Raw genomic sequence first — 25,044 nt, forward strand, 5'->3', positions numbered from 1 at the left:
TTTTCAGATATCTATTATTAAAGGGAACATACCGGCTTTCTCCTAAGTTGAAGTTCCTATGCCTACCTATTTATTCACCTTCAACCTTTCTTCTCGCAACCTATTAGTAGCCTGTTCATCTACTACGAAGGTTATTGAATCGATCAACACACCATAATCTTCTCGTGCTTTTTCGATAGAAAGCAATCCAGCGATAGCTTCCTGTTGGACTTTATTTATATCGCGAAGGAATGGTGAACCATATCCACCACCACCTCCAGAATACATTTCCATAACTGTCCCTTTTGGTACATCGAACAACATATCTTTTGAACCTAATTGCTGTTCTGTACCATCTGGGAACTTCAAGGAAAATTGATTATATGTCCCATCTAAACCGCCATATATTCCTTTAGGTAATTCAGCACCTTCATATGCCATGCCATCACCGATTGTACCGACTGAGTTATTGTCCCCATCAATGCGCACCTTGACGTAGGTACCATACCCTCCACGGTATTGACCTGAGCCAGCCGAGTCTTTCAAGAGTTCATATCTTTCTATTAAAAATGGGTCTTTTATTTCGAACATTTCCGGATCTTGCGAAAGCATGCAACCTGCTGCACCTGAAAAACCGATTCCATCAAAGCCATCACTGCCCTTCAAGGCACCCTGACCGCCTTTGGCCATAAACCCAAAATCAAAGTAAGGTTCATTATTTCTTGGATCTGTTCCCGTCCATACAGGTGGACACGCTTTTGCCCAACCCGCTGTTACATATTCAGGCACGGCCTCCTGTAGAGCATTCATAATCGCTTCGAGCAAAACGTCCGCCATTTGATTACCAAATAAGGTTGCTGCAGGGAATCTCGGGTTTACGATGCTTCCTTCCGGAAAAAAGCACTCCAGCCCTGCAAATAATCCTTCATTTTGGGCAATGGTATCGCCTGGATTAATCAACATCAGATAGGCAATGGCACACGCAGCCTTTGCTGAAGCCGGTGGCATATTTGTAAATCCAGGGGCTTGATCGGCAGTTCCTGTGAAGTCCATTTTCACTTTTCCATCGTCGATTGTAATGGTTACTGCTACTTTGTATTTCTTCTTGGTATCAAAACCATCGGAGACCATATAGCTCTCCCCATAATAAGTGCCCTTTCTCCACTTGCTGACTCTTTCCTTCACTTGCTTCTTTGTAGCTTCAATCACGTAATCTAAATGATTCCGGAATGTTTGTTTACCATATTTGGCTATAAGATTCACAAATTCTCTTTCCCCGATGTTGCAAGAGCCAATCATAGCTTTGACATCTTCTTCAACAACTTTGACACGTACATTTGAAAACAGCATTTTCCATACATCATGGATGACTTCGCCTTTTTTTACGATTTTCAATCCTGGGATCCGTATGGCTTCCTGCCACACTTCCGTATGTTTTGGATTATAACCGCCTGGTGTCGCGCCTCCTAAATCAGTTAAATGTCCCTTGCTGACAACCCATCCAACCAATTCGTCCTCATGGAATACCGGTTTATAAACGCCTACATCATGTGTTTGATTTCCCCCTTCAAAGACATCATTGTGTAGAATGATATCTCCAGGAAAAATGTCATCTTTAAACGATTCTATTATATTGGGTAATGCAGGTTGGGCCCCAAACCCGATTATCGGTATGTTCGCACTCTGTTCAATCATTCTCGCTTGATGATCGAATAGCCCCGTAACGAAATCTCCTGCTTCATTAAATACCGGTGAACGTGATGTTCGCTGTAACACTTTTGCCATGTCATGGGTTATAGCATTTAACCGACGCTGAATGATGGAAGCCAAGATTGGGTCAACACTCTTTTCTACTATCCTACTCAATTGCGACACCCCGTTTCTCTTCAATGAATGGTTGTAACAATTTCTCATCCATCTCCTTGCGATACATGATATAGTTGTCATTTTTGTCGAGAAGAACATTGTACCCACTTAATACAACGATAGTCGTGACTTTCTGTTCGATGATGGCGGGTCCAATCACTTGATTACCATGAACCAATATGTCCCCGTCATAAACTGGGGTGTCCATCAAGGTTCCCTTTTGACCATGAGAAACTGGACGATATCCCTTTATTGCATGTTCTGATGACGTCCCTTTATATTCCGTTTGTTGCATGTTAGGTTTTTTCGTTACACCGATTGCCGATAAATTGAAATTGATCACATCCACTTGCATTTCAGGCGTGGAGTACCCGTATAGTTGTTCATGCAATGTGTGGAACTTGTTTTCTATTACTTCTATCGTAAGGCCGTCCATCTCCTCGGCTGTAAATGGCACGGTTACTTCGTAATATTGACCGTAGTACATCATATCCATGCTATATTGATATTGCATTTCATCCTCTTTTACTTTATCTTTTTTCAACGTCTGGTATCCTTCGCCCTCTAACTCAGAGAAAATGGCCTCCACTTGCTCTATATTGATTTTTCCAAGTGGGGAGCGATAGGCTTTGACATAATCATGACGTAGGTCAGACATCAACATGCCCGCTGCGCAGAAAATGGATGATTCTTTTGGAACGATGACAAGAGTGTTATCCAATTCCTGAGCAATCGCTACCGCATGCAACGGTCCTGCACCTCCTGCACAAACAAGAGGAAATTCCCGAGGATCATATCCTCTTTTCACTGTTATTTCCCGTATGCCACTTGCCATATTCACGTTGACCATATCTATGATTCCTTGGGCCGCTTCTTGTACAGATAGTCCAAGAGGTTCAGAGATATGTTTTTGGATGGCCGTTCTCGCCTTCTCCACATCGAGTTTCATCTTGCCGCCTAAGAAAAAGTTCGGGTTTAAATAACCGAGAACTAAATTGGCATCGGTTACTGTCGGGAACTCTGCCCCGAATCCATAACAGACTGGACCTGGATGGGCTCCCGCGCTTTTAGGACCTACATGTAGCAATCCACCTTCATCGACCCAGGCAATAGAGCCACCTCCTGCACCAATTGTATGGATATCCACGGTTGAAAGACTTATTGGCCAATCAGCAATTTCACCTTCTGTTCGGATAAGGGGATAGCCATCCTTTAATAAGGCAACATCAAAACTTGTTCCACCCATATCCATAGTCAATGCATCCTTAATTCCAAGAGGTTTTAAATAATAACTACCTGCGATGGGAGCAGAAGCTGGACCAGATAATAAAGTATTGGCGGCTTTTTCGATAGTCGCCTCGGGAGTTGCCACTCCACCATTTGATTGCATAATTAACAGCGTGCCTTGGAATTCTATATCTGATAAACGCTGGATCAATTTCGTTAGGTATTTTTCTATGATGGGGCCAATGTAAGAATTGAGGACTGTAGTACTGACGCGGTCATAAAGCCTTGCACGTGGGATTAACTCGCTGGATAAGGTTAAATATACATTGGGAAGTTTTTCTTTTAGTATGTCTCCGACTTGTTTTTCATGGGAGTCATTTGTATAAGAATGCATAAAGCAAACGGCAATAGCTTCGACCTCTTGCTTTTTCACATATTCCAAGGCATTCAATACATCTTGCTCAGAAAGCGGTGTAATTTCACTCCCAGAGTAATCAAGTCTTCCTTCTATCCCTACTCGCAGATCTCGTGAAACGAATGGTGTAGGTAAATCATATTTGTTGTTATAAGCATCAGGACGGATTCCCCTTCTTATTTGAAGAATATCTTGGAACCCTTCTGTTGTGAATAGAGCTGTTTTGGCTCCTGAATAGGTTAATGCTGCATTTGTTCCAACCGTTGTACCGTGTACAATCAGCTCGACATTTCCAATGAACTCTTTTAACGAGAGTCCATGGTTGCCTGCCATTTCACTCAAGCCATTGAAGAATCCGATTGTAGGGTCTTGGGGTGTGGAAAGGGTTTTATACACTTCGGAATTCCCATTTTCATCAATTAATAAAAAGTCAGTAAAAGTACCTCCAACATCGATTCCTATTCTAAACTTCATCGTATAGTTTCGCCCCCTATTAAAATAACTTCATGATTACGTGATGATAATCGTTCGGCGCCATCCTCTGTAATGACAAAAACATCTGACATGTAAGCGGATTTTTGTTTATCGGTTCGCATAATTTGAGGGTGAAAACTGATGACCATACCTTCTTTCAAATAAAGTAATTCTTCATCATCTTTACCTGGCACTTCTACTCCAACGAATGCTGTATTCGTTTGTCTTGCGACAAATGGTCGTTCAATTACATCCATTCCAATTCCATGACCCGTTAAATGACCACAATGATATCCTTCTACTTGTGCCATCTTTTCAACCTGTTCTTGAATATCCGTCACTTTAACTCCCGGTTTCATCGTCACTTCGGCATATTGAATACCTTTTGCCACTAGACCTGCCAATTTCTCCATTTCTTCATCTCGCTGTCCGAAACAGAACATTCTGGAATGCTCCACCCAATGTCCTGAAGGCCCAGTTACTTCTAAAGAAATGATCAAGTAATCTCCATCCTTGATCACTTTCGGCCGTGGATTTAAGAAATATGGTTCTACTGCTCCTGCTTGTTCGCTTGATAGAGTTAAATACAGAGTATCTTTTGCTCCTAAAGCATGAGCCGTGGAATAAGCGACCGAAACGGCTTCCTCTTCAGTTAAACCCGGTTTGATATGATCGATAATGGCATCGAAACTTTCTTCAATAATACGATTGGCCTCTTTAATTCCTTCTATCTCTGGTTTACTTTTAATAGAACGAATTTCATCAAATGCCACACTAGCGTCCACCCATTCAATATCAGGTAATTCTCGAGTTAAATAATGGAAGTCTTCGATTTTCATTGTATTATTCAATCCAACTACTCCAACTACCCCCGTTGTAACGTTATGCCCTTTTAACCTTCGGACTACTTCCATGATTTCATGGTCGGAAGGGAATAGCGTATCTGGAACACGACGATCGGTACACCAATGGAGCCCGGATGGAAGAATCTGATATTGGTCATCTGGCAACACTAATCCGAAACCGTATCGATGGATCAAGTGATTGTCAAATAAGTAACGCAGGGAACCTTTCTTCCCTAAATAAGAATCAGCTACAAATAACATACCTTTGTAATTCTTTTCTCTGACTACATCCCTTACCGCTTGTAACCGTTGCTCTCTTTCTGTTTGTTCAAGTGTAATGATCACTTTACCACCTCTTCTTTAGTTATTAGAAAATTCAATAAAATCTAATAACATAATCTTACCACCTTCATTCCAATTGTAAATAACCTTTAATTGTAAAATGTTTTTACATTTAAAGGTTATTTACAATACTATTGATTTGCGTTGAAAAACACATTAATATCAAATTATATCAATTTATGTAAAAATATAGTAATATTCTATTAAGCTCCACAGTAAACAAATTAACTTACTAAATACAGTTGAACTCATTTATAAACGCTTAATCTATAATCAATTTAGTTGTTTTGTCCGTAAAAAATCCATCGAGGTGATTGGACGTTGATCCATACAAAGAAACTATTAAGTCTATCCGAACAAATAGCAGAGCAAATTAAAGATTCCTTAATCAATAAAGACTTAAAGCCTGGGGATAAACTGCCTGGGGAAAAAGAACTTGCCAATGAATTTCAAGTGAGTAGGCCTACAGTTCGGGATGCCATTAAAATATTGTCGTCTTCTAAATTAGTCATAACAAAACCGGGAGCTAAGGGGGGACACTTCATTACGGAGTTTGACCCTGATTCATTCGTAAGTGACTTTAGCGATTACATAACTCTTTCCCTCAGTTTAAAGGGGATTACGTTAGAGGAAGTAATCGAAATGAGAAAAATGATAGAGATCAAAGCATGTGGAATTGCTGCAGCAATGCGTACAGATGAAGATCTTATTAGGTTAAAGAGTTTAATTCCAAAAATAGATTCCGTTAATGATTCGCACTACTTTAGAGATGACTTTAAATTTCATAGGGCTATAGCAAAAGCCACAAAAAACCGACTCATAATGATTAATATTGAAGCGATTTCAGAAGCGATTATTCCATACTTTCAGTCAACAGATTGTTCCACTGAATTAAAAGAGGACCTTAACAAGGAACTGCACGGCATATACAAAGCCATAGAACAGAAGGATCCAAAAGCTGCAGAGGAAAAAATGAAAGAACATCTGAATCATTTCATAAACTTCATTCCTCAATTTGAAAGCGCCAGTAAGGAATTCCGTACATCTTGAGGCGATATATCGGTTGAATTTTAATGGTAAAGAAGTGCATGGAAAGAAAAACAAAAAACCGGGCAGAATCGCCCGGCCTTACTGGTTACACGGTTTCTATAATCTTGTTGACCAACGTGTTGGCTGGCCGATTCAGTCCTAAGTTTCCGCGTAAGGTATCTTCTGTGTATTCGGTACGGAATATGCCACGTTTTTGCAATTCAGGGATGACATGATCGACGAAGTCTTCAAGGCCGCCCGGTAAATAAGGAGGCATGATGTTGAATCCGTCCGCCGCCCCATTTTCAAACCATTCTTGCAATTGGTCTGCGATTTGTTCCGGTGTTCCTTTGATTTCACGATGGCCTCTGGCGCCGGCTGTTCGTTGATATAGCTGGCGTATGGTCAGGTTTTCACGTTCAGCCAGATCCTTCAATAATGTAAAACGGCTTTTACCTCCATTGATTTTTTCTAATTCCGGCAGGTCTGGCAGTGGTCCATCAACGGGATACCCTCTTAAATCCACACTGATCATCGCCGACAAAAGCGCAACGCCGGCTTCCTCTGGGATAAGTTCTTCAAATAATTGCTTTTTCTCATCTGCTTCTTCTTCTGTTGCCCCAATGATTGGGAAGACACCCGGCATGATTTTTAGTTCCTCAGGGGAACGGCCATATTTCGCCATCCTTCCTTTCACATCCGCATAGAATGCTTGAGCTTCTTCGATTGTTTGCCACGCTGTGAAAATCACTTCCGCCGTTCGTGCCGCCAGCTCTTTTCCAGCTTCGGATGATCCCGCTTGAACCACAACGGGATGGCCTTGGACCGGACGGGAAATATTCAAGGGTCCTTCTACGGAGAACCATTCACCCTTATGATTGATGGCATGGATTTTCGAGCCATCGGCAAATTGCGCGGATTCCTTATCCATGATCAACGCCTCATCTTCCCAGCTATCCCAAAGCTTTTCTACAACGTCCACAAATTCCTCAGCCCGCTCATAACGCTTTTCATGTTGAAGATGATGATTGGAATTAAAGTTCCGTGCTTCGGCATCCGTATTGGATGTGACGACGTTCCACCCTGCACGACCATTGCTTAAGTGGTCGAGCGATGCAAACTTACGGGCTACATGATAGGGTTCGTTGTACGTCGTGGACACAGTACCGACTAGCCCGATTTTTTCCGTAACCGCTGAAAGTGCTGATAATAGAGTGAACGGTTCAAAACTAATTCCCGCTCTTTGGACGTTTTTAGAACCGTTATGTTGCAACGCATTACCATCCGCAACAAACAGCATATCGAATTTGCCGCGCTCTGCTGTTTGGGCCAGTCTTTTTAGAAAATCAAAATTCAATATATTATGAGTTTCAGCCTCGGGATGGCGCCAACCGGCCACGTGGTGTCCAGGAATCATGAAAAAAGCGCCTAATTTCATTTCTTTTTTATTCGTACTCATCTAATCTCCTTCTTTCTACTATTCTATTTTCAACACTTATATATGAGCGCCCGCCACTTTTTCAAGGAGAGTGTTTTTCGGACGTTGTAATCCCAAATTTTCACGCAATGTGCTGCCTGAATACTCCGTTTTGTATATGTTCCGCCTTTGCAATTCAGGAATGACTTGATCGACAAAATCATCTAACCCGCCCGGTAAATAGGGAGGCATGACATTAAATCCGTCTGCCGCTCCATTTTCAAACCATTCTTGAAGTTGATCAGCAATTTGCACGGGTGTCCCTTTAATTTCACGATGCCCGCGAGCACCTGCAATATGTTGATATAGCTGACGGATTGTATACCCTTCACGGTTCGCCACATCCTTCAATAACTGAAAGCGGCTTTTTGTTCCATTGACTTCTTCTAAATCAGGAAGTTCAGGCAAGGGACCATCCAATGGGTAACCACTCAAATCGACATTGACCATCTTCGATAAAAGAGACACACCGGCTCCTTCTGGAATCAGATCGACCAATGCTTGTTTCTTCTCATTTGCTTCCTCTTCCGTATTCCCGATGACGGGAAATACTCCAGGCATGATTTTCAGTTCCTCAGGGGCACGACCATATTTCGCCATCCGCCCTTTTACATCCGCATAGAATGCTTGTGCTTCCTCTAATGTTTGCCAAGCAGTGAAAATCACTTCGGCCGTTCGCGCCGCCAGTTCTTTTCCGGCTTCGGAAGATCCGGCTTGAACTACAACCGGATGACCTTGAACAGGACGGGAAATATTCAGTGGTCCTGCAACGGAGAACCATTCCCCTTTATGATTGACGGCATGGATCTTTGAACCATCCGCAAATTGCGCCGATTCCTTATCCATGACCAATGCCTCATCTTCCCAGCTATCCCAAAGCTTCTGAGCGACATTCACAAACTCTTCAGCACGCTCATACCGCTTTTCATGAAGGGGATGTGCGTCGAGATTAAAGTTGCGAGCTTCTGAATCAGAGCCTGATGTCACGACATTCCATCCTGCTCGCCCATTGCTCAGATGGTCCAAAGAAGCAAACTTACGGGCGACATGGTAAGGTTCGTTATACGTCGTCGATACGGTACCAACCAGCCCGATGTTTTTCGTTACCGCTGCAAGCGCCGATAACAAGGTAAATGGTTCAAAGCGTGTATTTACGGTTTGCCCTAATACTTGTTCATCCTGCGTGTTAAGTGATACATGATCGGCAAGGAACAGTAAATCGAATTTTCCGCGCTCTGCCGTTTGGGCCAGCTTTTTTATAAAATCAAAGTTCATGATATCCCTTACCTCTGCTTCTGGATGACGCCAAGCTGCCACGTGATGACCTGGAATCATGAAGAAGGCACCTAACTTCATTTCTCGTTTATTATTCGTCATCAAACCACCCCTTCTACCTTCGATTATTGATTGACTTTCCAAGCCGAGAATCGTTTTTCCAGAGACACTAAAACATAATTCAATAACAATCCAAGCAAAGAAATCGTTATGATCCCGGCGTACATTTCAGCGATTTGGAAATTCATCTGCGCATAATTGATCAAGTAACCTAAGCCTTCTTTGGCTCCTACCATTTCAGCTGCAATTAACACGAGAATCGATGCCGTCCCTGCCATCCGTATTCCGGTAAAAATAGTCGGAATAGAGGCCGGCAAAATAACCTTATAGAATAGTTTCTGAGAGGATAATCCCATTGATTTAGCTGACTTGATGAGCAACGGATCGACATTTTGAACGGCGTTGATGGTATTTAAAAGAATCGGAAACGTACAAGCGAACAGGACAATCGCTATTTTGGATACTTCCCCAATCCCAAGCAATAGGATAAAAACAGGCAATAAGGCCAACGCGGCTGTATTGCGGAATAACTCCAATACTGGGTTCAAAAAATCTTTGGCCAAAGGAAACCAGCCGATGATCAGACCTAAAGGAATTGCAATCAATAGGGCCAACCCAAACCCAATGAACGAACGGAAGAAGCTTGCCTTGAAATGGGCGAATAATTCTCCTGATGTCACCAATCCCCACCATCCTGCAACCACTGCCGAGAAAGGTGGGAAGAATACGGAATCCACCAATCCAATTCGTGGTGCAATCTCCCAAATGGCTAGTAACAGGACGATCACGGCTGTCTGCTTCACAAGTTTTTGAAGCCAGGTAAACGATAAATGGATAGGTCGCTTTCTTTCAATAGGTACAGCAATAGCTTTTTCTAAACTGGACATCTATGAACCACTCCTTTTTTTATGAATTAAATGGAAGCCGCTTGATAGACCTTTTCATGAAGAAGGCTCCATATATGATGTCGTGCTTTTACAAAGTCTTCATGTGATCGAATGTCCACTTCGTTCAAACGTGAATCCAAGGGGATATCCACCATGTACTTGACCGTTCCTGGATTTGTGGACATTACTGCGACTCGCTGCCCTAAGTACACAGCTTCATCGATGCCATGCGTGATGAAGATGATCGTTTTCTTGGTCTTCTCCCAAATCCGTACCAATTCACTCTGCAAGGTTTCTCGCGTCTGCGCATCCAATGCGGCAAACGGCTCATCCATCAGTAGCACATCCGGATTATAAGCTAGACTCCTAGCGATGGCGACGCGCTGCTTCATCCCACCTGACAATTCATGAGGAAAACGATCTTCAAACCCCTCCAACCCGACCAAAGATAAGTAATATTGCGTCCGTTCATGTCGTTCTTTCTTCGGAACTCCCTTAGCTTCGAGACCAAAATCAACATTGCCTCGCGCTGTCTTCCAAGGAAACAAAGCATATTGCTGAAACACGATTCCGCGGTCCAATCCAGGTCCCGTAATTTCCTTTCCATCAAGGAGGATACGGCCTGAAGTCGGTTTCGTTAAACCACCGAGCAGATCCAACAACGTGGATTTCCCGCACCCACTTGGACCGACCAGCGTTAAAAATTCACCATCTTTCACGGAGAAGTTCAAATCCCTTACCGCCGTGAACTCCTTCTTCGAGCCTTTTCCCTTTTCGGTATCCCGTACAGTAAACACCTTTGTCACTTGATCAAATCGAATTTTATCCGCCATATCCACACCCCATTCATTTAGTTTCAAGCTCTTTCGTATATGGATTATATTCATTCGTATATAAGTCATCCAACTTCACTTGGCCCTTTTTGATTTCCCCGTTGGCTTCTAGCCAATCCGTCCATACTTGGAATTCGGATTCTTTTATATAGCCACCTTTTGCGGCTACGCCCGGACTTTTCCAATATTGAACCGTTTCCGAATCTTCTTTTCTACCTCGTTTCTCTATGATCGATTCAAAGCGGGCAATCACTTCTTCACGAGGTGTTGTACGTGACCATTCAATCGCTTTTGCAGTTGCTTCCACAAATTTTTTCACGGTATTCGGGTTTTCCTTTATGAACTTATCCGTAAAGACATAACTTCCTGCCGTAAAGGTTCCAAATAGATCATAATCACTAAATAATTTACTGATGCCTCCATTATCCAGTGCCCTGTCACGTGCCGCTCCATTTAAAGCCACGACATCGATTTGCTTTTGGCGTAATGTTTGTTCACCATTCCCCGTTGGCACCACCACTAACGTAACCTGTTTGATTTCATCATCCGTGAGGCCATTTTTCTTTAAATATTCCTTTAGAACCAATTCAAGATGGGCTCCAAGCGTATTTACCCCGACTTTTTTACCGATTAAATCACGTGCATCTTTTATCGGGCTGCCTTCTAATGTATAAAAGCCGACGAAGGTGTCTTCATCACTCCCATAATAACCAATGACCGATTTAATGGGGGCGCCGCTTGATTTCAATTTGATGATGGCTCCATTAAAGGCACCACCGAAATCCGTTTGACCCGTCGCGGCCGTTTGAATATCCTGAGGTCCGCCATTCACATTTCCCACCCAATCTAACTTAATCGGATCTAAATAACCTAAATCCTCCGCCAGTTCTGGATAGAGTACCGATCCAGCATATCCCTGATACTTCAGTTCCACTTTTTCATAGCCATCCTGGTTTTTCTCCACTGCTTTCCCTGAAGAACAACCAACTATCACAAGTAATGCACCAATCCATACTAAAAATAAGGCCTGTCGAGTCATTTTCATTTTTTACTCTCCTTTATTTACGGGGCTCTTAAACACAAAAGACCCTCGATTAATTTTCCAATTAAACGAAGGCCTCCAGAAGTCTAGTCAGCCACACTATTCAATTATGATTCAGGGACCACATGAACATCCCTTTGAAGATTCTTCCCATTAGAGCTCCTTGCATTGGATCAATATGTATATATCTGAAACGTAAATCCCCCCTTTCTTAAACAAAAGAGGCCCCCATTTTCACCATGTGGTGAACGTAGGGGCCTCCGGTTAACCAGTAAGCCAATTCATTTAATTCCAATAAAGTTTATAGGTTTAATATATTTACTTTTTCAAAAAATGTCAATCATTTTCTGAAAGTTCTTTCTTTTTACCCATTTTATGTAAAGATAATTCGCTATTTAATTTAGATTAGACAGGATACAGAATGGTGCAGCATTCATTCACCAACAGGAATCACTGTGGGCAGGTCACTTCTTCAACAATCGATTCCCCCTCACTCTGATCACGATCTGACCACTTCCACTTTTCCTGCAATCGGATTCTCCCATCAGATAGGAACTCAGGTGTGGAAAAGCATTGCCCGCCTCTGATCTCCTGCTGAACATTTACATGGTTATACCTAAACTGGATGCAGCCATTTTCCTGTACAATTCCGATCATGGTCCCTTTTAGGATGTCCCCTCCGCTATAGGTGGCGAAAAGAATATTCCCTTCTTGATGATAGTCAAAAATGGTTTTTGAAGAAACCTCTCCGTTTGCTGTATTATCAGTCGATACAAAAGTACGTCCATCGTAATTAATCATAGATAAAGGCTCCTTTTAGTTTGTCCTCTTGACCTGTGTACTGCCAGACCCAAATAATTTTTCGTTCTCCTAATCAACCAATATTTATATCGATATAAAATTGTTTAATCAACGTTCATTTCCTTACAAGCCCATCTATCCCCTCTAGCATTGTGTTAAAATTTGGTTATATAGACTAGAAAGAGGTTTTAAAATGATGTTTTACTTTTGGATAGTGGGTATCGCCATTATTGCTTTTTTTACAGGGGAAATTGCTACGGTCATGATGCTCTACTTAATCTTGATTGCCCTACATGCCATCCATTCAACACTTAAAGATTTTTATGATGATTGGAAAAGTAAGCAGTAAATGATGTTCGAATGTTTGATTTCTTTTCTCTTATTTGTTGCTCTTTTGAATTTAATTCCTCAATTTTTCACTATGAAGTTAGCAAATACATATAAGAATAAAGCTTAACTAGTTGGATGGGTAACTTTTTTAAAGTTACTCATTTCTTGAAAATGTCAAACTATCTCATACATAGCCAAGATTAAAAAATTGGCGGAATGTAAGCGACCCCGATGGTTCACTCACTCTTCACCCTCAAAGTTCAAATAGGTTACGTCTTCTTTTTTAACCACCGTAAATACTTCGTTATCCTTTGCATATAATACGGTATCGCCATAACTATACTCTCCGTGATTAAAGGAAATGCCGAATTTATTATTGCTTGGGTAGCCATATATGTAACAAACGACTTCCCCCTCTTTCATGAACACGATTTGATTCATGCCCTCGTTGACCGTTTCCTTAATTCTATCCCACTTATATCCGACCGTCTCATACACATCTTCTTTTGTATAATACGCGGGAAATGAATAGACTTTATCCCATTCAAATGGAGTAAACTCCGTCAAATTCACAGGTTCGTCCGGTATCTCCATCGTCAGGATCTTATCTTCGAGCAGCTTTGCATTCGTATCCCAAATCTCCTTTTTAAAGGGATTCGCCCATATGAAGACAATGAGAATCGTCAAGAACACCGAAGCTATCATATACCTTTTCTTATTATTCATATAACCTCCTCCTTAAATTGTTTTTTAAAAGTAATCCGGGATTTCAAAAGGATCTCTATCATTTTCTTTTGAGTAGTACATACATATGCTATCCTTATATTTTTGCTTAGCAGGTGGCAACTCAATAAATTTCAACTTGTTATAGAATTCCATTCCGATATCGCTATACAGGAAAAAATCCGTACACTTTTCATTTCGCTCTAACTCCTGTATGACTTGTTGAATCAGGGCAGACGCATAGCCTCTTTTCCTTAGGGTAAAGGGGGTGGCAATTGATCCAATTCCTCTACTGGTTCTACCTTCTGATGAAGGTAGTTCGTATACGATAAGAGAACTTATTACCTCTTTTGTTTCTGGATTTTCTAAAACATACCATGTGCCCTTCTTGTACTTACTAGATTGGTTACACATCGTTATATATTCGTCAGAAGGCATCTTTTCTCCCCAAACATCGTACCCCATCAGATACACTGACTCCATATCCTCACTTGTTGCTTTTCTGATCTTCAGCATATACCGACTCCCTGTTTTTACTTGGTCCCTACCGGATTTTCATGTAAAATGACTCAAAGGAGGTTACGGATATGGAACTACATTTGCCTAAACGTATCCTAATATCTTTAACAATTGGCATCTTCCACTCTATGACTTAATGAACTTGAAGTTTCGGCAAACAGCTATTTTTGTTTTGAAGAAGATTTCCCTATCCTAGAGTCATAGATTCCTCGTCGTTATTTCTTCCTTTTCTTCAAAATATTGTGCTTTAGAAGGGATGAATATGGTCAGGCAAAGGGCCCCGGCCAGCACAATTCCTAATAGGCAAAAGCCGATACAAACCATTTGCAACGAAAACCAGTCGGCCATTAACCCGAGTAACAACGTCAAAACAATTTGTACGATGCCTTGAACCATTTCTGCCATGCTGCCAAATCTCCCCATAATAGCAACCGGTACATTGTTTTGGAAAAAGGTGGCGTATCCCGCGTTCGCAAAGGACATGACGAAACCTAAAAACACGAAGGCTGACGTCGCCGTTATAAAGTCCACGGATGCATAAAATAACAGGTATCCGATTGTTGATAGGAACAATCCCCCTCCTACAAAGTATCGAAGTGGCAGTTTCTTGGATACCGCAGCCGCAACAGCCGCACCTCCCAATGCCCCGGCACCCGTGAGACTTGTAATGAAGCCATACTCTTTATCCGTCAATTCCAAATGCTGTTTAATGAAGGTGACTTCTTGTGAATCCAAGGCATAACCGATGAGCACGCCCCCTTGAAACAAGATGTATACCGTTATGAAGAACTTGGCCACCTTCGTGAATTCCCTGACCGCTTTCCAATCGCTCAGGAGCGTTTTCAAGGAAACTGGGGCTCTTCCTACATCACCTAAATCTTCGTCCACATCCGGAAGAAAATAGATGAAACCTGCACAAACGAAAAATGTAATCGCATTGATCACAATACATAAATCGGTCCCTACCGACATAATGAGGATTCCTGAAATGGCGGGTCCCAATAAGAACGCACCTGAACTGGTCAAACTCATGATGGAGTTAAAACGTTTTCGCTGTTCAAGAGGAACGAGCTTCGTTATGTAGACCGATGAACTTGGGCCAAAAAAGGCGCCCACAATATTGATTAATAGTAGCACCGCATAGATAGACCATAATGACCCGATAAAAGGAATCAAGAATATCAAGATCCCTCTTACGACATCAATGGACATCATCAACCGGCGTTTATTGACCCGATCAATGACACTCCCCGACCAGGTATTCGTGATCAATGTCGCTAATGGCCTGATCATATACAGTCCAGCCACCGCTGCCGCTGAACCGGTCAAGTTCAAGATGGAAACATTAAGGGCAATTAAGTAAATCCAGTTTCCTAGATACGAAACCCCTATTCCTGATAGTAATAGAATGGGGTTCTTCCAACTCTTCATTCACTCACCCCTTTACTATCGAAGAATTGTTATCCAGTGACTCTATAAAAGTATGTAGTGTTCGTGAATATAATTCGGGCTGGTCTCTGTGCACCAAATGTCCCGCGAATGGAATGATGGAAACGTGGATATCCGAATTCAATTGCTTATAGGTTACGGCCGCTGAAATTTCGTTTTTCTCTGCTTCGCCGACCATACACAAAACTGGAACAGCAAGGTTAGAAACATCTCCCGTTTCGTCGAACGGATAAAAATCGTCTCCTTGAAAAGAGCGGAGTAACGCTTTCCAGTCATTGTTTCCATGCATTCCATCCAAAATCGAAACCACTTCTTCATTTTCAAATAGTTGTTCGTGATGCTCTGCTTCCTGTTTGGAAAGTTCCTTCCAATTATCCGGCTCAATGGGGAAAATTCCGGAGAAGGTTAAGGATGACACTTGCCCGGGATATTTCTTAGCAAACAATAAAGCGGCTATGCCCCCAAGGGAAACTCCGGCAATATGGCACTTTTCAATCCGCAATGCCTTCAATGTGTCATGGATGTCGTCTGCGCAATGACTGAAATAATGATCAATCGGACCCTCCGATTGACCATGCCCCCTTAAATCAGGACGAATCACTTTAAGATTCCTCTCTGAAAAATAATCGCTTTGTTCTTCATACTCCGTTAATCCCGTCATACCGCCTGAATGAATCAATACAAGCGGGAACCCTTCTCCTGAAATGCTTGTATGTAAGATCATCCCCATCTCTCCAATCATTCTATAAGTTTTCATTTATTATACTATTAATCATACATATTTTTACATAATATTCAGATAAAAGGGGTTGGGTAGCAAACCCCTATAATCACGCCTCCCAAAGTCCTTAATCATTAAAGCCAAGAGTTTTGCGCTATGTTTTTTGTATTTAATCTTTTGTTGTTCCTTGCTTCTTTTTACGGTTACGATAAATGGCTAGAGTAGAAATGCAAACTATATAGATAATAAAAAGAAAGAAAAGAACCACTTCCTCTACCTCCATGACAAGAAAAGGATTAAACGTGTCTATAATGGAAGTGGGCACATCAAAGCCTATGAGCATATCTATTCCTAACGAAAACAAAATCAAGCATACAAATATCAAAATAGAGATTCCTAATACTTTCAAGCCTTAACACGCTCCCCATAGATTTTGGTCCCACCGATTTATCAGTTCACATTCATTCCTTCATCCTTCCCTTTCCTATTCTTGATAAAAGCAATGAGCAGAAGGAAAAGAGGTATAACCAACTGAAAAGGAAGATGGATATACAAAGGAGCAACCTCTAGTCCTTTATATACATGTTCTGAAAAGTTGCTGGCAATTAATATCGATAGTAGTAAGACGCTGAACCCCATTGGATAAACCAATACAGAAGATTCTTTGATCTGGAACAAATTAGTGGTACCTTCCACAGATGCATAGAAAAAAACACCTAGCTTAAAGAAGCCTGCAAAAACGGAGGATAGCATAAAAGTAACATCCAATCTTTCTAAAAACCCAGCTAGCTCTATGGTCTGGATAGTAGAAAGAAGGGGAAACTGCGTGCGTGAAAGTAGACTCACACCGAGTACACTGATATTTATTGTCATGATCAGTGCCAGAATCATGCCACTTAACCCTAGTCCGTATAATCCTGTTTTCATCACCTTTTCGGGCTTGTTCAAAAAGGGAAAAATCATGGTGAATACAATAATTTCACCGAATGGAAAGTATAGAGTAGTAAAAGCGGTTTTTAGGACTGGCCTTAATCCTTCTTCCAATACAGGTTGCAAGTTAGAAATATGCATACTTCCAGAAATACTAATTAGTATGAAGCCGCTGATGCCGAGTAAAGCGATAATAATAAAAATCAATTCTCCAGTTCGGGCCAGGACCTCGATCCCTTTTCTAATTGTATACACGACGACTATGATCATCAGTGCATTCATAATAAATAATGGACTTTCTGGAAAGAAGACCGTGATCAAAAGTTCCCCAAAATCCCTCAGGACTCTAGCCGAAATATAAATAAAGTAAAGGATGTAAAGGAAAGCTAATATTTTCCCTACAAAGCTACCTAGTATTTTTTGCAGATATTCGGTCAAAGGAATATCTGGATAGTACGAAAAAAGAGCATAATATATCAAAAATAAGCATAACCCGCCTGACAGTCCAATTAGTATAGCCAGCCAAGCATTCTGTTTCGCTTCAACCGCGAGGGGGACCAATATCGCACTGCCAAGTTCAAACAAGACAATAAGCACGAACAGCTGATGTGTACTGATCTTTGCCTTTTCCAATAAAATTCACATCCCATTTTAGACTTTACATATCTGAAAGATACGAATTTTTTCTTAACCCACTCCGCCTGATAAAAGCTTCTACCTCAACCTTTACGGTCAATTTCGGGAAGTAAGCTTCATTCCACTCACTTTTCATACCTTCCCATTGCTTTGGGTCGGACCGATGAACCACTTCGCCAAATCCGAAAATATCCGTTTTATTTAGTTGAGTCTTCTTAACTGTCTTTTCTAGCTCCTTTTTGATTTCTTTTCTCACTACTTTTTCCAATTCCAAAATTATAGAAGGATCATTTAGATTGATGGGTGTCCTTACTTCGCGAATATCCCCTTCCGCCCGGATTCGTACCGTAATGACAGGGAGGTCCTTCTTCGTGTCAGCAATGACTTTAACTTTTTGACGGATAACATTATAGACAAGGCTATTTTTATTCCCTCTCCAATCCAGTTCAACATCGGTTTCTTTAATTCTGTCCAGTATCCAAACAACACCTCGGGAGGTTTCGCCCTGATACCAATCAATTAACTTCCCGTCTCTAAAAATGGCTAGCCCGTGCGCTTCCAGTGTTGTATCGAGCTCCGACTTTTGAACATTCGTCATATCTTTGCCCTGTTTGACCTTCCCTTTCATTCGAAAGCCGCTGAGGACCGGTTCCCTTCCATCGGCAGTAAGTACAGAAATGAATTCCTGAATGGAAACCTCCAAATGCTCTCCTTTTGTTAATTCAGTAATTTTTAATGTGCCGTTCACTTTCTCTGCAGGAATTTTATCTATGGCCGTCAACGTTTTAAGCAAATCCCCCGCTTTTGTATCATGGGCAATCACAAGTTTTAATGTGGCCCTGATTTCTGGATCCCTTTCAAAAGCATCTAAAATGGTTGAAATTCCTTCTTCCTTTGCCAGTTCTTCACTGATGACTAGTAGATTTGCATGAGCATGATAGAGCCTACGAGAGACTTTCGATGTTGCGTTGAAATGAGCCTCCAGCGTACTATGCCCCTTAGCACTGTATACGGAAACAGCAGGACTTTGTCCGCCCCCACCGCCCTGGAGCCCTCCTGCTACGTTACCTGGATTGATTATTTGTATCGTCTTGGTATAGGTTCCATCATCATTCTTATCAATCGCCATAGCAGAAATGATGGCTAGGTCGTTTAACTCCTTCTGGTTCCAACACCCTGATAGGAAAATGGGGATTATCATCATCATATAAAGAAAAATCGATTTATGGTTCATTGCGACCACCTTTTCTTACGGTAGAATTCACCATGTTGCGAGGTCCTGGGGGCTTAGGTTTCTGAGTTTCACCTTGTCCAGTATTAGTAGATTCGCTCATTAATCTTGGTTTCTTTTTGTAAGCCCAAAGTGGCCTACGGAAAATCGTATCTCCGACTTCATCCTTTATGAATGGGGCCAACGGAGACATATAAGGGACACCGAATGAGCGCAGGCTGCATAAGTGAACAATTAGGACGATAAAGGCAAGGGTGATTCCATAGAAACCGAATACCGCGGCACTTAACATGTATACAAATCTGATCATACGTGCAGATATAGCCACTTCATACGAAGGTGTTGCGAAGCTGGCAATGGCTGTTATTGAAACGACAATGACCATTGCCGGTGAGACTATGCCTGCCTGTACAGCTGCCTGCCCAATGACAAGCGCCCCTACGATAGATATAGTCGAACCTATCGCTTTAGGCATGCGTAGGCCTGCTTCTCTTAAAATTTCAAAGGTTATTTCCATGATGAGCGCTTCGAGAAATGCCGGAAATGGGACCGATTCACGTTGTGCCGCAATGATTATGACCAACTTTGTTGGAAGCATCTCCTGATGGGAGGTGGTAGCAGCGATATAGACTGCTGGTCCTACAAGAGAAATAAAGAAGATGGCGATACGTAAAAAGCGAATCGCCGTAGAAATGTCAAACCGTTCATAATAATCTTCAACAGATTGAAAAAAATCATTAAATAAGGCGGGAACAAGCAATACGAAGGGCGTCCCATTAACAAATATGGCAATTTTCCCTTCAAGTAGATTACCTGCAATCTTATCTGGCCGGTCTGTATGGTTGATGGTCGGAAACGTCGTTTTTGTCTCATCTTCAATTAACTGTTCGATATATCCAGATTCAAGAATGCCATCGATGTTAATCCTTTTTAATCGGGTACGCACTTCTTCAATGATTTCCTTTTTTGCAATACCATTTATGTACAATAACGATACATCCGTTTTCGTTGTTTTACCTATCTTCATGGACTCACTCCACAAATCTGGAGTATTAATTATTCTACGAACCATTGCTATATTAGTCTCAATGGATTCCGTAAAGGACTCTTTTGAACCACGAATAGCAATACTTGTAGTCGATTCCTGAATGGAACGTCTCTCTCCACCCTGCGTGCTGGCACTGAGAGCTTCCCTTACCCCATCTATAAAAATGATGGTGTTGCCTGACATCAGGTCCGTGAATAAAGAATCCCAATCAACAACTTCTTTAATCTCTCCAAGAGCAATAACCTCTTCGCCAATAAACTGTAAAGCCTCTTTAGGAATGGACTTTTCGTGTAACACAGGATTATTAAGAATGGACTCTATTAAGAAATCATGTAAAGTTTGAGTGTCAATTAAACCTTTAATATATACAATGGCAATTTTCACCTTGAAATTTTTTTCAGATAATGATCGAATCACGATATCCGAACTGTTCCCCGTTTTCTTCTTCAAAACTTCAAGATTCGCTTTCAATGTCATCTCCAAATAGTCTTTTAATTTAGCACTAGAAGGATCTTGACCGTTATTCTTTTCATCATTTCCCGAATCAGGCTTTCCTTTTATAAATGAAAACATGGCACCGACCTTCCTTTTCTTTTCCTATTCTGTTCGTGAATGTACCCATTTATGCAAGGCTCTCCCCGGTAAGAAGGACAAACTTTTGTCTCCCGCTACCCATGGGAATTCAACCCTATTTACTATTTATGAAATAAAAAAGCACCTCAAAACCGCTAGGTTTTGAGGTGCTTTTAGGTATACCGTATCAAATTAAAATCTTCAATATAAGGTTTGGATTAATAAGTTGTCCAACCGCCATCAGCTGTAACGACTTGTCCATTGATGAAGCTAGCATCTTCAGATCCTAAGAAGATAGCCAATTTAGCAATCTCTTCTGCTTGGCCGACACGCGGGTTAAGGGCCATTCCTAACCCTTGGCGAGCTACACCCACTTCAGAAACGCTAGTCATCGATGAAGTGATGTTCGTCAAGACAGCACCTGGAGCGATGCCATTGCAACGAATGTTTTTGTCAGCGAACATGAATGCCGTGTTTTTAGTTAAACCGACCACCGCATGTTTAGAAGCTGTGTAAGCTGCACCTGCACGTCCGCCATGTAGGCCGCCCGCAGAAATGTTATTCACGATGACACCATGTCCTTGCTCTAGGAATAGTTTCGTCGCGATGCGCATGGATTTCATGACAGCTGTCGTGTTTACGGCAAAGATCATATCCCAACGGTCATCTGAAATTTCGTTGACAGGCTCCATGCCGTCCATGATGCCAGCATTATTCACTAAAATATCCAGTTTGCCGTATGTTTTTACCGTTTCATCGAATAAGCGCTCTAAATCTTCAGCCTTCGTTACATTCGTATCGATAGCGAATGCCGTTCCGCCTTCTGCCACGATCGCTTCAGCAACAGCTTTTGCACCTTCTAAGTTCATATCCGAAACCACTACTTTCGCCCCTTCAGTTGCATAACCTTCCGCAATGGCTTTCCCCATACCTGACGCTGCACCTGTGACGATTGCTACTTTATCTTGTAATTTCATTAAATACTCCCCCTTACACACCATTTTTATTGAACACTTGTTCAATAAAAATTATAATGAAAAGAAATAAAATGTACAATCGACAAAAATAGTGCGATGTGTTCATAAATAGACATATTTAGGATGATGTGTCCGTTAAAGGAGAAAACAATGAAAAAAGATTTACGGGTGATCAAAACAAAGAAGAATTTGCAAACGGCCTTATTGACCTTACTTGAGGAAAAACCATTGGAAAAGATCTCGATTGCGGAACTTTGCAGAGAAGCAAACGTGAACCGGGGGACATTTTATTTACATTTTCAGGATGTACCGGAGTTGTTTGAAATGTACTTTGAAGAAATCACGATTGATTTGAAGAAAGCCTATTATGAGCCCTTTCATTTAACAAACAATCATATTGCGAATTTAGAACCACATATGGTCCGTATCTTTCATCATGTAAAGACGTTCGATACCTTTTATTCCATTGTTTTCAACAGAAAGGCGCCACTGATGTATTACTATACGTTATTTGACATCATCCGCGTTTATTTAAAGGATTCCATCGAGGAAAACATCCTCCATCCAGATGACTTTCATTCGGATTATACGGCAAGTTATCAGGCCAACGCCATCTTGGGGATGGTCATCGAATGGGTTTCCAGGGGGTTCAAGGAAACACCTGAATATTTAAGCGAACAATTACTTCGTATGAACAAGAATAATCGATAAATGGAAGAATTACCTGTAACTTTACGAGATGATTTCACACAATAGAAAACCCAGTAACCATGAATTCAGTTACTGGGTTTCTTTTGCTAAAAAACAAGATTTGCCGTTGCTGAAATTATCCTATTCGAACTGGATTTGAATCGAAACGACTTCGGAGCGTGTACCAATCCGGATAGGCGGACCCCAAAAACCAAAACCGGACGTTACAATCGAATGCATCTGTCCCTTTTGCAAGTAGCCCCGATCATTTTCATAAATGGCATCAGTAATGAGGTTGCCTGGGAAGACCTGCCCGCCATGGGTATGACCTGACAGCATCAAGTCAACGCCTGCCTGCTGTGCTTTATCAAGTTCATATGGTTGATGGTCCAGTAATATAGTAGGTCTTGTAAGGTTCACACCATTCATCAGTGAGTCTAATGGTCGCCTGTCGTGATCGATTCGGTCTTTGCGCCCGACGAGCGTGAATTGCCCTTGAACGTCTACGATCTCATCATAGAGGATAGTGATTCCGCCCTGTTCCAAAGCTTCGATTAGTTCCTTTATCGTACCATCATGCCTATCGTGATTTCCAAGCGATGCATAGACTCCGTACGAGGCATGGAGCTTGGATAATGTCTGATCGATTTTTTGATCAAGGAAAGGCTGAATATCATCATCGAAGAGATCGCCTGGCAACAGGATGATATCTGGGTGGAGCGCGTTCATTTCCTTAACCAAACGCTCCGCGTGATTTTTACCTGACAGCAGACCAAAGTGTGTATCTGCAGCCATCGCAATATGAAGGCTATCAAGAGTCAAGGAGCCTTTTTCCATCTTGATATCATAGTTGCGAACAACGGGGCTGTATGCGTTATATGTCCCGTATATTAGAAAAAAAACAACCAAGCCTATCGTGACGATGCCCGCCCATTTATGTGTTATGTGCCTTGGTAGCCGAGTGAGGCGCAAGAGGATAACCGTAATATGGGCAAGGGGAACGAGCAGTAACAGCAAATAAAAGCATGCCATCCAATAAGCACCCACAATATTTATGAAGGTGAGCCCAGACATGCGGCCGACAATAAGCGAACTGGCTGCCAGCACGAGGACGAGGCTATAAAGTATCTTGAAACGCCGGCTTGATGATTCCGGGCGGAGCCAGCGATATCCCCGCCATCCGATATAATAGACAAGACCGCCATAAAGCAGCAAGGCGATGATCAGAATAAGGATGAGCATATGAATTCTCCTAACGTTCTATTTTTCAATCTCCTTTTTTTCTTTTATTATCTCTGCAAATGAGCTAATTTCCGATTTCATTATAATTGTAAGAATCATACATCAAATGGCTACAAAATTCCTTTTAAATGTTTTAACTAGATTGCGAGAAGCGTATGCTTGGTGAGATGAAATCTCATTATTAAAGATTCAAAGTAGAAAACCCATACCAATTGTCATGAGTTTTCTATAGTACATTACTTATTTAGATGGCCCTCAAGTAATAGTCAATCTTTGACTTCATCAAGGTGTTTAAGATGATTAACTCCCCATTCATGCAAAAAACTTCATAACGGGCTCAAGCGTTTTACCATATTCAGTGAGTGAATACTCTACTTTCGGTGGGACTTGTGGGTACACAACCCTTTTGATTATATCTTGGTCCTCAAGCTTTAATATGGACAGCTTTAAAAGAAGCAGGATTAGGGGCATCTTTACAACATTATAATCCACTAATTCATGACGAAGTGAAAGGAGAATGGAATATACCAACCAACTGGAAATTAATTACCCAAATGCCGTTTGGTAATCCGATTTCTCTACCGGGTGAAAAGGTATTTAGGCTAGTGACTTACCCCTATGTCATAAATTATAAACAGGAAACAACAAATGATTATGAGTTTTTCAAAATCAACCAAGAACTTTAACACAGCCTATATTATTTATAAAATTTGAAGCGATCTTCAACCGGTTTAATTTTAAGCTAAAGCTGTGGTAGATACATAAAGGGTACCTCGCTTAAAGTAACGGGTTCTCTTTTTTGATAATCATTGATAAGTTTCGGTGGGAAATTTTGGAGATTTAATGTATGGTATTAGTATTCACCAAGCGAATGATAATTTAAAGTGGGAATGAAAGGGGATTAAAAGTATGTTACTAAAAAACATTTTGAATTTTTACAATTTATTGTTGTCTTTAGGAGCTTTTTATATGGGTGTGTCAATGCTTTTAGGAAGAGGAGTTTTCGAAACATTCCCACCTGAGTGGATAGGTAAATTGCCATTTAATAGTTGGGCGAGCCTAGCTTCATTTGGAATGATTATTTTTGGAATGGGAAATGCCTTTGCTTCCATTTGGGGATTTATAAAGAAAGAAAAAATAATATTTATAATGACCTTAACTATGGGTGCTTTGCTTTTCTTCTGTACGATTATATCAACTAGGTTGGTGGGAGAATGGTACTTACCAACAGGACAATTTCTGATATTAAGCATCATCCAAACATTACTTGGATTAGTTGGCTTCGTTATTTCTTACTTCACTAACAGAGCTTTGGTCGAAGAATAAATCAATGTCTTTATTAAAGGTTTTTATGTGCTTTTTTAAATCAAACAATAACTTTAACATAGCCATAATATAAAAGGGAAATCTGTAAATATAAAAG

General features: G+C 41.3%; 24 protein-coding genes and 1 pseudogene. 5 read left to right on the plus strand and 20 right to left on the minus strand.

Going from position 1 to position 25,044, the window contains the following annotated elements; all coding sequences use genetic code 11:
* Positions 1-66: 66 nt before the first annotated feature.
* Genes ACIQXU_RS05345 through ACIQXU_RS05355 form a run of 3 tightly spaced genes read right to left on the minus strand, consistent with a single transcriptional unit; the run spans position 67 to position 5,151 of the window.
* Positions 67-1,845 carry a hydantoinase B/oxoprolinase family protein gene (locus tag ACIQXU_RS05345; RefSeq protein ID WP_402874009.1) on the minus strand — a complete coding sequence of 593 codons (1,779 nt, stop codon included), beginning with the start codon at positions 1,843-1,845 and terminating at the stop codon, positions 67-69.
* On the minus strand, positions 1,838-3,961 hold the full coding sequence (locus tag ACIQXU_RS05350) for a hydantoinase/oxoprolinase family protein (protein ID WP_402987196.1): 2,124 nt from the start codon (positions 3,959-3,961) through the stop codon (positions 1,838-1,840). The genes ACIQXU_RS05345 and ACIQXU_RS05350 overlap by 8 nt, the downstream gene beginning before the upstream one ends.
* Positions 3,958-5,151, minus strand: a complete 1,194-nt coding sequence (locus ACIQXU_RS05355) for a M24 family metallopeptidase (RefSeq protein WP_402987198.1) — start codon at positions 5,149-5,151, stop codon at positions 3,958-3,960. The genes ACIQXU_RS05350 and ACIQXU_RS05355 overlap by 4 nt, the downstream gene beginning before the upstream one ends.
* 318 nt (positions 5,152-5,469) lie before the next feature.
* On the opposite strand from ACIQXU_RS05355, the gene ACIQXU_RS05360 reads away from it, so the two are divergent.
* Entirely contained in the window at positions 5,470-6,198 is a 729-nt protein-coding gene (locus tag ACIQXU_RS05360) for a FadR/GntR family transcriptional regulator (protein ID WP_402957237.1), read from the plus strand.
* An 85-nt stretch (positions 6,199-6,283) separates the two neighbouring features.
* On the opposite strand, the gene ACIQXU_RS05365 is transcribed toward ACIQXU_RS05360, so the two are convergent.
* The 6 genes from ACIQXU_RS05365 to ACIQXU_RS05390 all read right to left on the minus strand — a co-directional run bounded on the left by ACIQXU_RS05365 (position 6,284) and on the right by ACIQXU_RS05390 (position 12,552).
* A complete protein-coding gene (locus ACIQXU_RS05365; RefSeq protein WP_402987200.1) occupies positions 6,284-7,636 on the minus strand; it encodes an LLM class flavin-dependent oxidoreductase in 1,353 nt (450 codons plus the stop codon).
* A 36-nt stretch (positions 7,637-7,672) separates the two neighbouring features.
* Positions 7,673-9,031 (minus strand): LLM class flavin-dependent oxidoreductase, encoded by a 1,359-nt coding sequence (locus ACIQXU_RS05370; RefSeq protein ID WP_402987202.1) that lies wholly within the window; start codon positions 9,029-9,031, stop codon positions 7,673-7,675.
* Between the two features lie 23 nt (positions 9,032-9,054).
* Positions 9,055-9,876 (minus strand): ABC transporter permease, encoded by an 822-nt coding sequence (locus ACIQXU_RS05375; RefSeq protein WP_402987204.1) that lies wholly within the window; start codon positions 9,874-9,876, stop codon positions 9,055-9,057.
* Positions 9,877-9,902: 26 nt separating this feature from the next.
* Positions 9,903-10,709: an ABC transporter ATP-binding protein gene (locus ACIQXU_RS05380; RefSeq protein ID WP_402874284.1), complete on the minus strand. Its 807-nt coding sequence runs from the start codon at positions 10,707-10,709 to the stop codon at positions 9,903-9,905.
* 13 nt (positions 10,710-10,722) lie between these two features.
* Positions 10,723-11,754 (minus strand): ABC transporter substrate-binding protein, encoded by a 1,032-nt coding sequence (locus tag ACIQXU_RS05385; protein ID WP_402987206.1) that lies wholly within the window; start codon positions 11,752-11,754, stop codon positions 10,723-10,725.
* A gap of 447 nt (positions 11,755-12,201) precedes the next feature.
* Positions 12,202-12,552: an avidin-fold protein gene (locus ACIQXU_RS05390; protein WP_402873986.1), complete on the minus strand. Its 351-nt coding sequence runs from the start codon at positions 12,550-12,552 to the stop codon at positions 12,202-12,204.
* A 193-nt stretch (positions 12,553-12,745) separates the two neighbouring features.
* Here ACIQXU_RS05390 and ACIQXU_RS05395 point away from each other — a divergent pair, with 193 nt between their 5' ends.
* The gene (locus ACIQXU_RS05395; protein ID WP_402987208.1) at positions 12,746-12,901 is read left to right on the plus strand and encodes a hypothetical protein; all 156 of its coding nucleotides are present in this window, start codon (positions 12,746-12,748) and stop codon (positions 12,899-12,901) included.
* A 221-nt stretch (positions 12,902-13,122) separates the two neighbouring features.
* On the opposite strand, the gene ACIQXU_RS05400 is transcribed toward ACIQXU_RS05395, so the two are convergent.
* The 9 genes from ACIQXU_RS05400 to ACIQXU_RS05440 all read right to left on the minus strand — a co-directional run bounded on the left by ACIQXU_RS05400 (position 13,123) and on the right by ACIQXU_RS05440 (position 21,689).
* Positions 13,123-13,608: a hypothetical protein gene (locus ACIQXU_RS05400; protein WP_402873978.1), complete on the minus strand. Its 486-nt coding sequence runs from the start codon at positions 13,606-13,608 to the stop codon at positions 13,123-13,125.
* Between the two features lie 24 nt (positions 13,609-13,632).
* Positions 13,633-14,121, minus strand: a complete 489-nt coding sequence (locus ACIQXU_RS05405; RefSeq protein WP_402987210.1) for a GNAT family N-acetyltransferase — start codon at positions 14,119-14,121, stop codon at positions 13,633-13,635.
* Positions 14,122-14,322: 201 nt separating this feature from the next.
* Complete coding sequence (locus ACIQXU_RS05410) at positions 14,323-15,555, minus strand: MFS transporter (RefSeq protein ID WP_402987212.1); 1,233 nt, start codon at positions 15,553-15,555, stop codon at positions 14,323-14,325.
* 4 nt (positions 15,556-15,559) lie between these two features.
* Positions 15,560-16,297, minus strand: coding sequence for an alpha/beta fold hydrolase (locus ACIQXU_RS05415; protein ID WP_402987214.1), 738 nt, complete (start codon positions 16,295-16,297; stop codon positions 15,560-15,562).
* Between the two features lie 166 nt (positions 16,298-16,463).
* Entirely contained in the window at positions 16,464-16,703 is a 240-nt protein-coding gene (locus ACIQXU_RS05420; protein ID WP_402987216.1) for a YczF family membrane protein, read from the minus strand.
* 41 nt (positions 16,704-16,744) lie between these two features.
* Positions 16,745-17,857 carry a GerAB/ArcD/ProY family transporter gene (locus ACIQXU_RS05425; RefSeq protein ID WP_402987218.1) on the minus strand — a complete coding sequence of 371 codons (1,113 nt, stop codon included), beginning with the start codon at positions 17,855-17,857 and terminating at the stop codon, positions 16,745-16,747.
* Positions 17,858-17,882: 25 nt separating this feature from the next.
* Positions 17,883-19,094, minus strand: a complete 1,212-nt coding sequence (locus tag ACIQXU_RS05430; RefSeq protein WP_402987220.1) for a Ger(x)C family spore germination protein — start codon at positions 19,092-19,094, stop codon at positions 17,883-17,885.
* Entirely contained in the window at positions 19,084-20,712 is a 1,629-nt protein-coding gene (locus ACIQXU_RS05435; protein WP_402957212.1) for a spore germination protein, read from the minus strand. Before ACIQXU_RS05435 ends, ACIQXU_RS05430 begins: the two co-directional genes overlap by 11 nt.
* A 218-nt stretch (positions 20,713-20,930) precedes the next feature.
* A complete protein-coding gene (locus ACIQXU_RS05440; RefSeq protein ID WP_402873962.1) occupies positions 20,931-21,689 on the minus strand; it encodes an SDR family oxidoreductase in 759 nt (252 codons plus the stop codon).
* A gap of 150 nt (positions 21,690-21,839) precedes the next feature.
* Here ACIQXU_RS05440 and ACIQXU_RS05445 point away from each other — a divergent pair, with 150 nt between their 5' ends.
* Positions 21,840-22,400: a TetR/AcrR family transcriptional regulator gene (locus ACIQXU_RS05445; protein ID WP_402987222.1), complete on the plus strand. Its 561-nt coding sequence runs from the start codon at positions 21,840-21,842 to the stop codon at positions 22,398-22,400.
* Between the two features lie 120 nt (positions 22,401-22,520).
* Here the strand turns inward: ACIQXU_RS05445 and ACIQXU_RS05450 are convergent, their stop codons facing one another.
* Entirely contained in the window at positions 22,521-23,621 is a 1,101-nt protein-coding gene (locus tag ACIQXU_RS05450; RefSeq protein ID WP_402987224.1) for a metallophosphoesterase, read from the minus strand.
* A 312-nt stretch (positions 23,622-23,933) separates the two neighbouring features.
* Positions 23,934-24,092, minus strand: a complete 159-nt coding sequence (locus ACIQXU_RS05455) for a winged helix-turn-helix transcriptional regulator (RefSeq protein WP_402987417.1) — start codon at positions 24,090-24,092, stop codon at positions 23,934-23,936.
* Here ACIQXU_RS05455 and ACIQXU_RS05460 point away from each other — a divergent pair.
* Both ACIQXU_RS05460 and ACIQXU_RS05465 read left to right on the plus strand, forming a co-directional pair.
* Positions 24,047-24,307: pseudogene (locus ACIQXU_RS05460) on the plus strand (hypothetical protein); the annotation flags it as partial. The gene ACIQXU_RS05455 and the pseudogene ACIQXU_RS05460 sit on opposite strands and share 46 nt — an antisense overlap.
* A gap of 223 nt (positions 24,308-24,530) precedes the next feature.
* Positions 24,531-24,947 carry a hypothetical protein gene (locus ACIQXU_RS05465; protein ID WP_402957202.1) on the plus strand — a complete coding sequence of 139 codons (417 nt, stop codon included), beginning with the start codon at positions 24,531-24,533 and terminating at the stop codon, positions 24,945-24,947.
* Positions 24,948-25,044 lie beyond the last annotated feature (97 nt).

It is taken from the genome of Peribacillus sp. NPDC097284 (assembly GCF_044761765.1).
In the GTDB taxonomy this organism is placed as follows: Bacteria; Bacillota; Bacilli; order Bacillales; family DSM-1321; genus Peribacillus.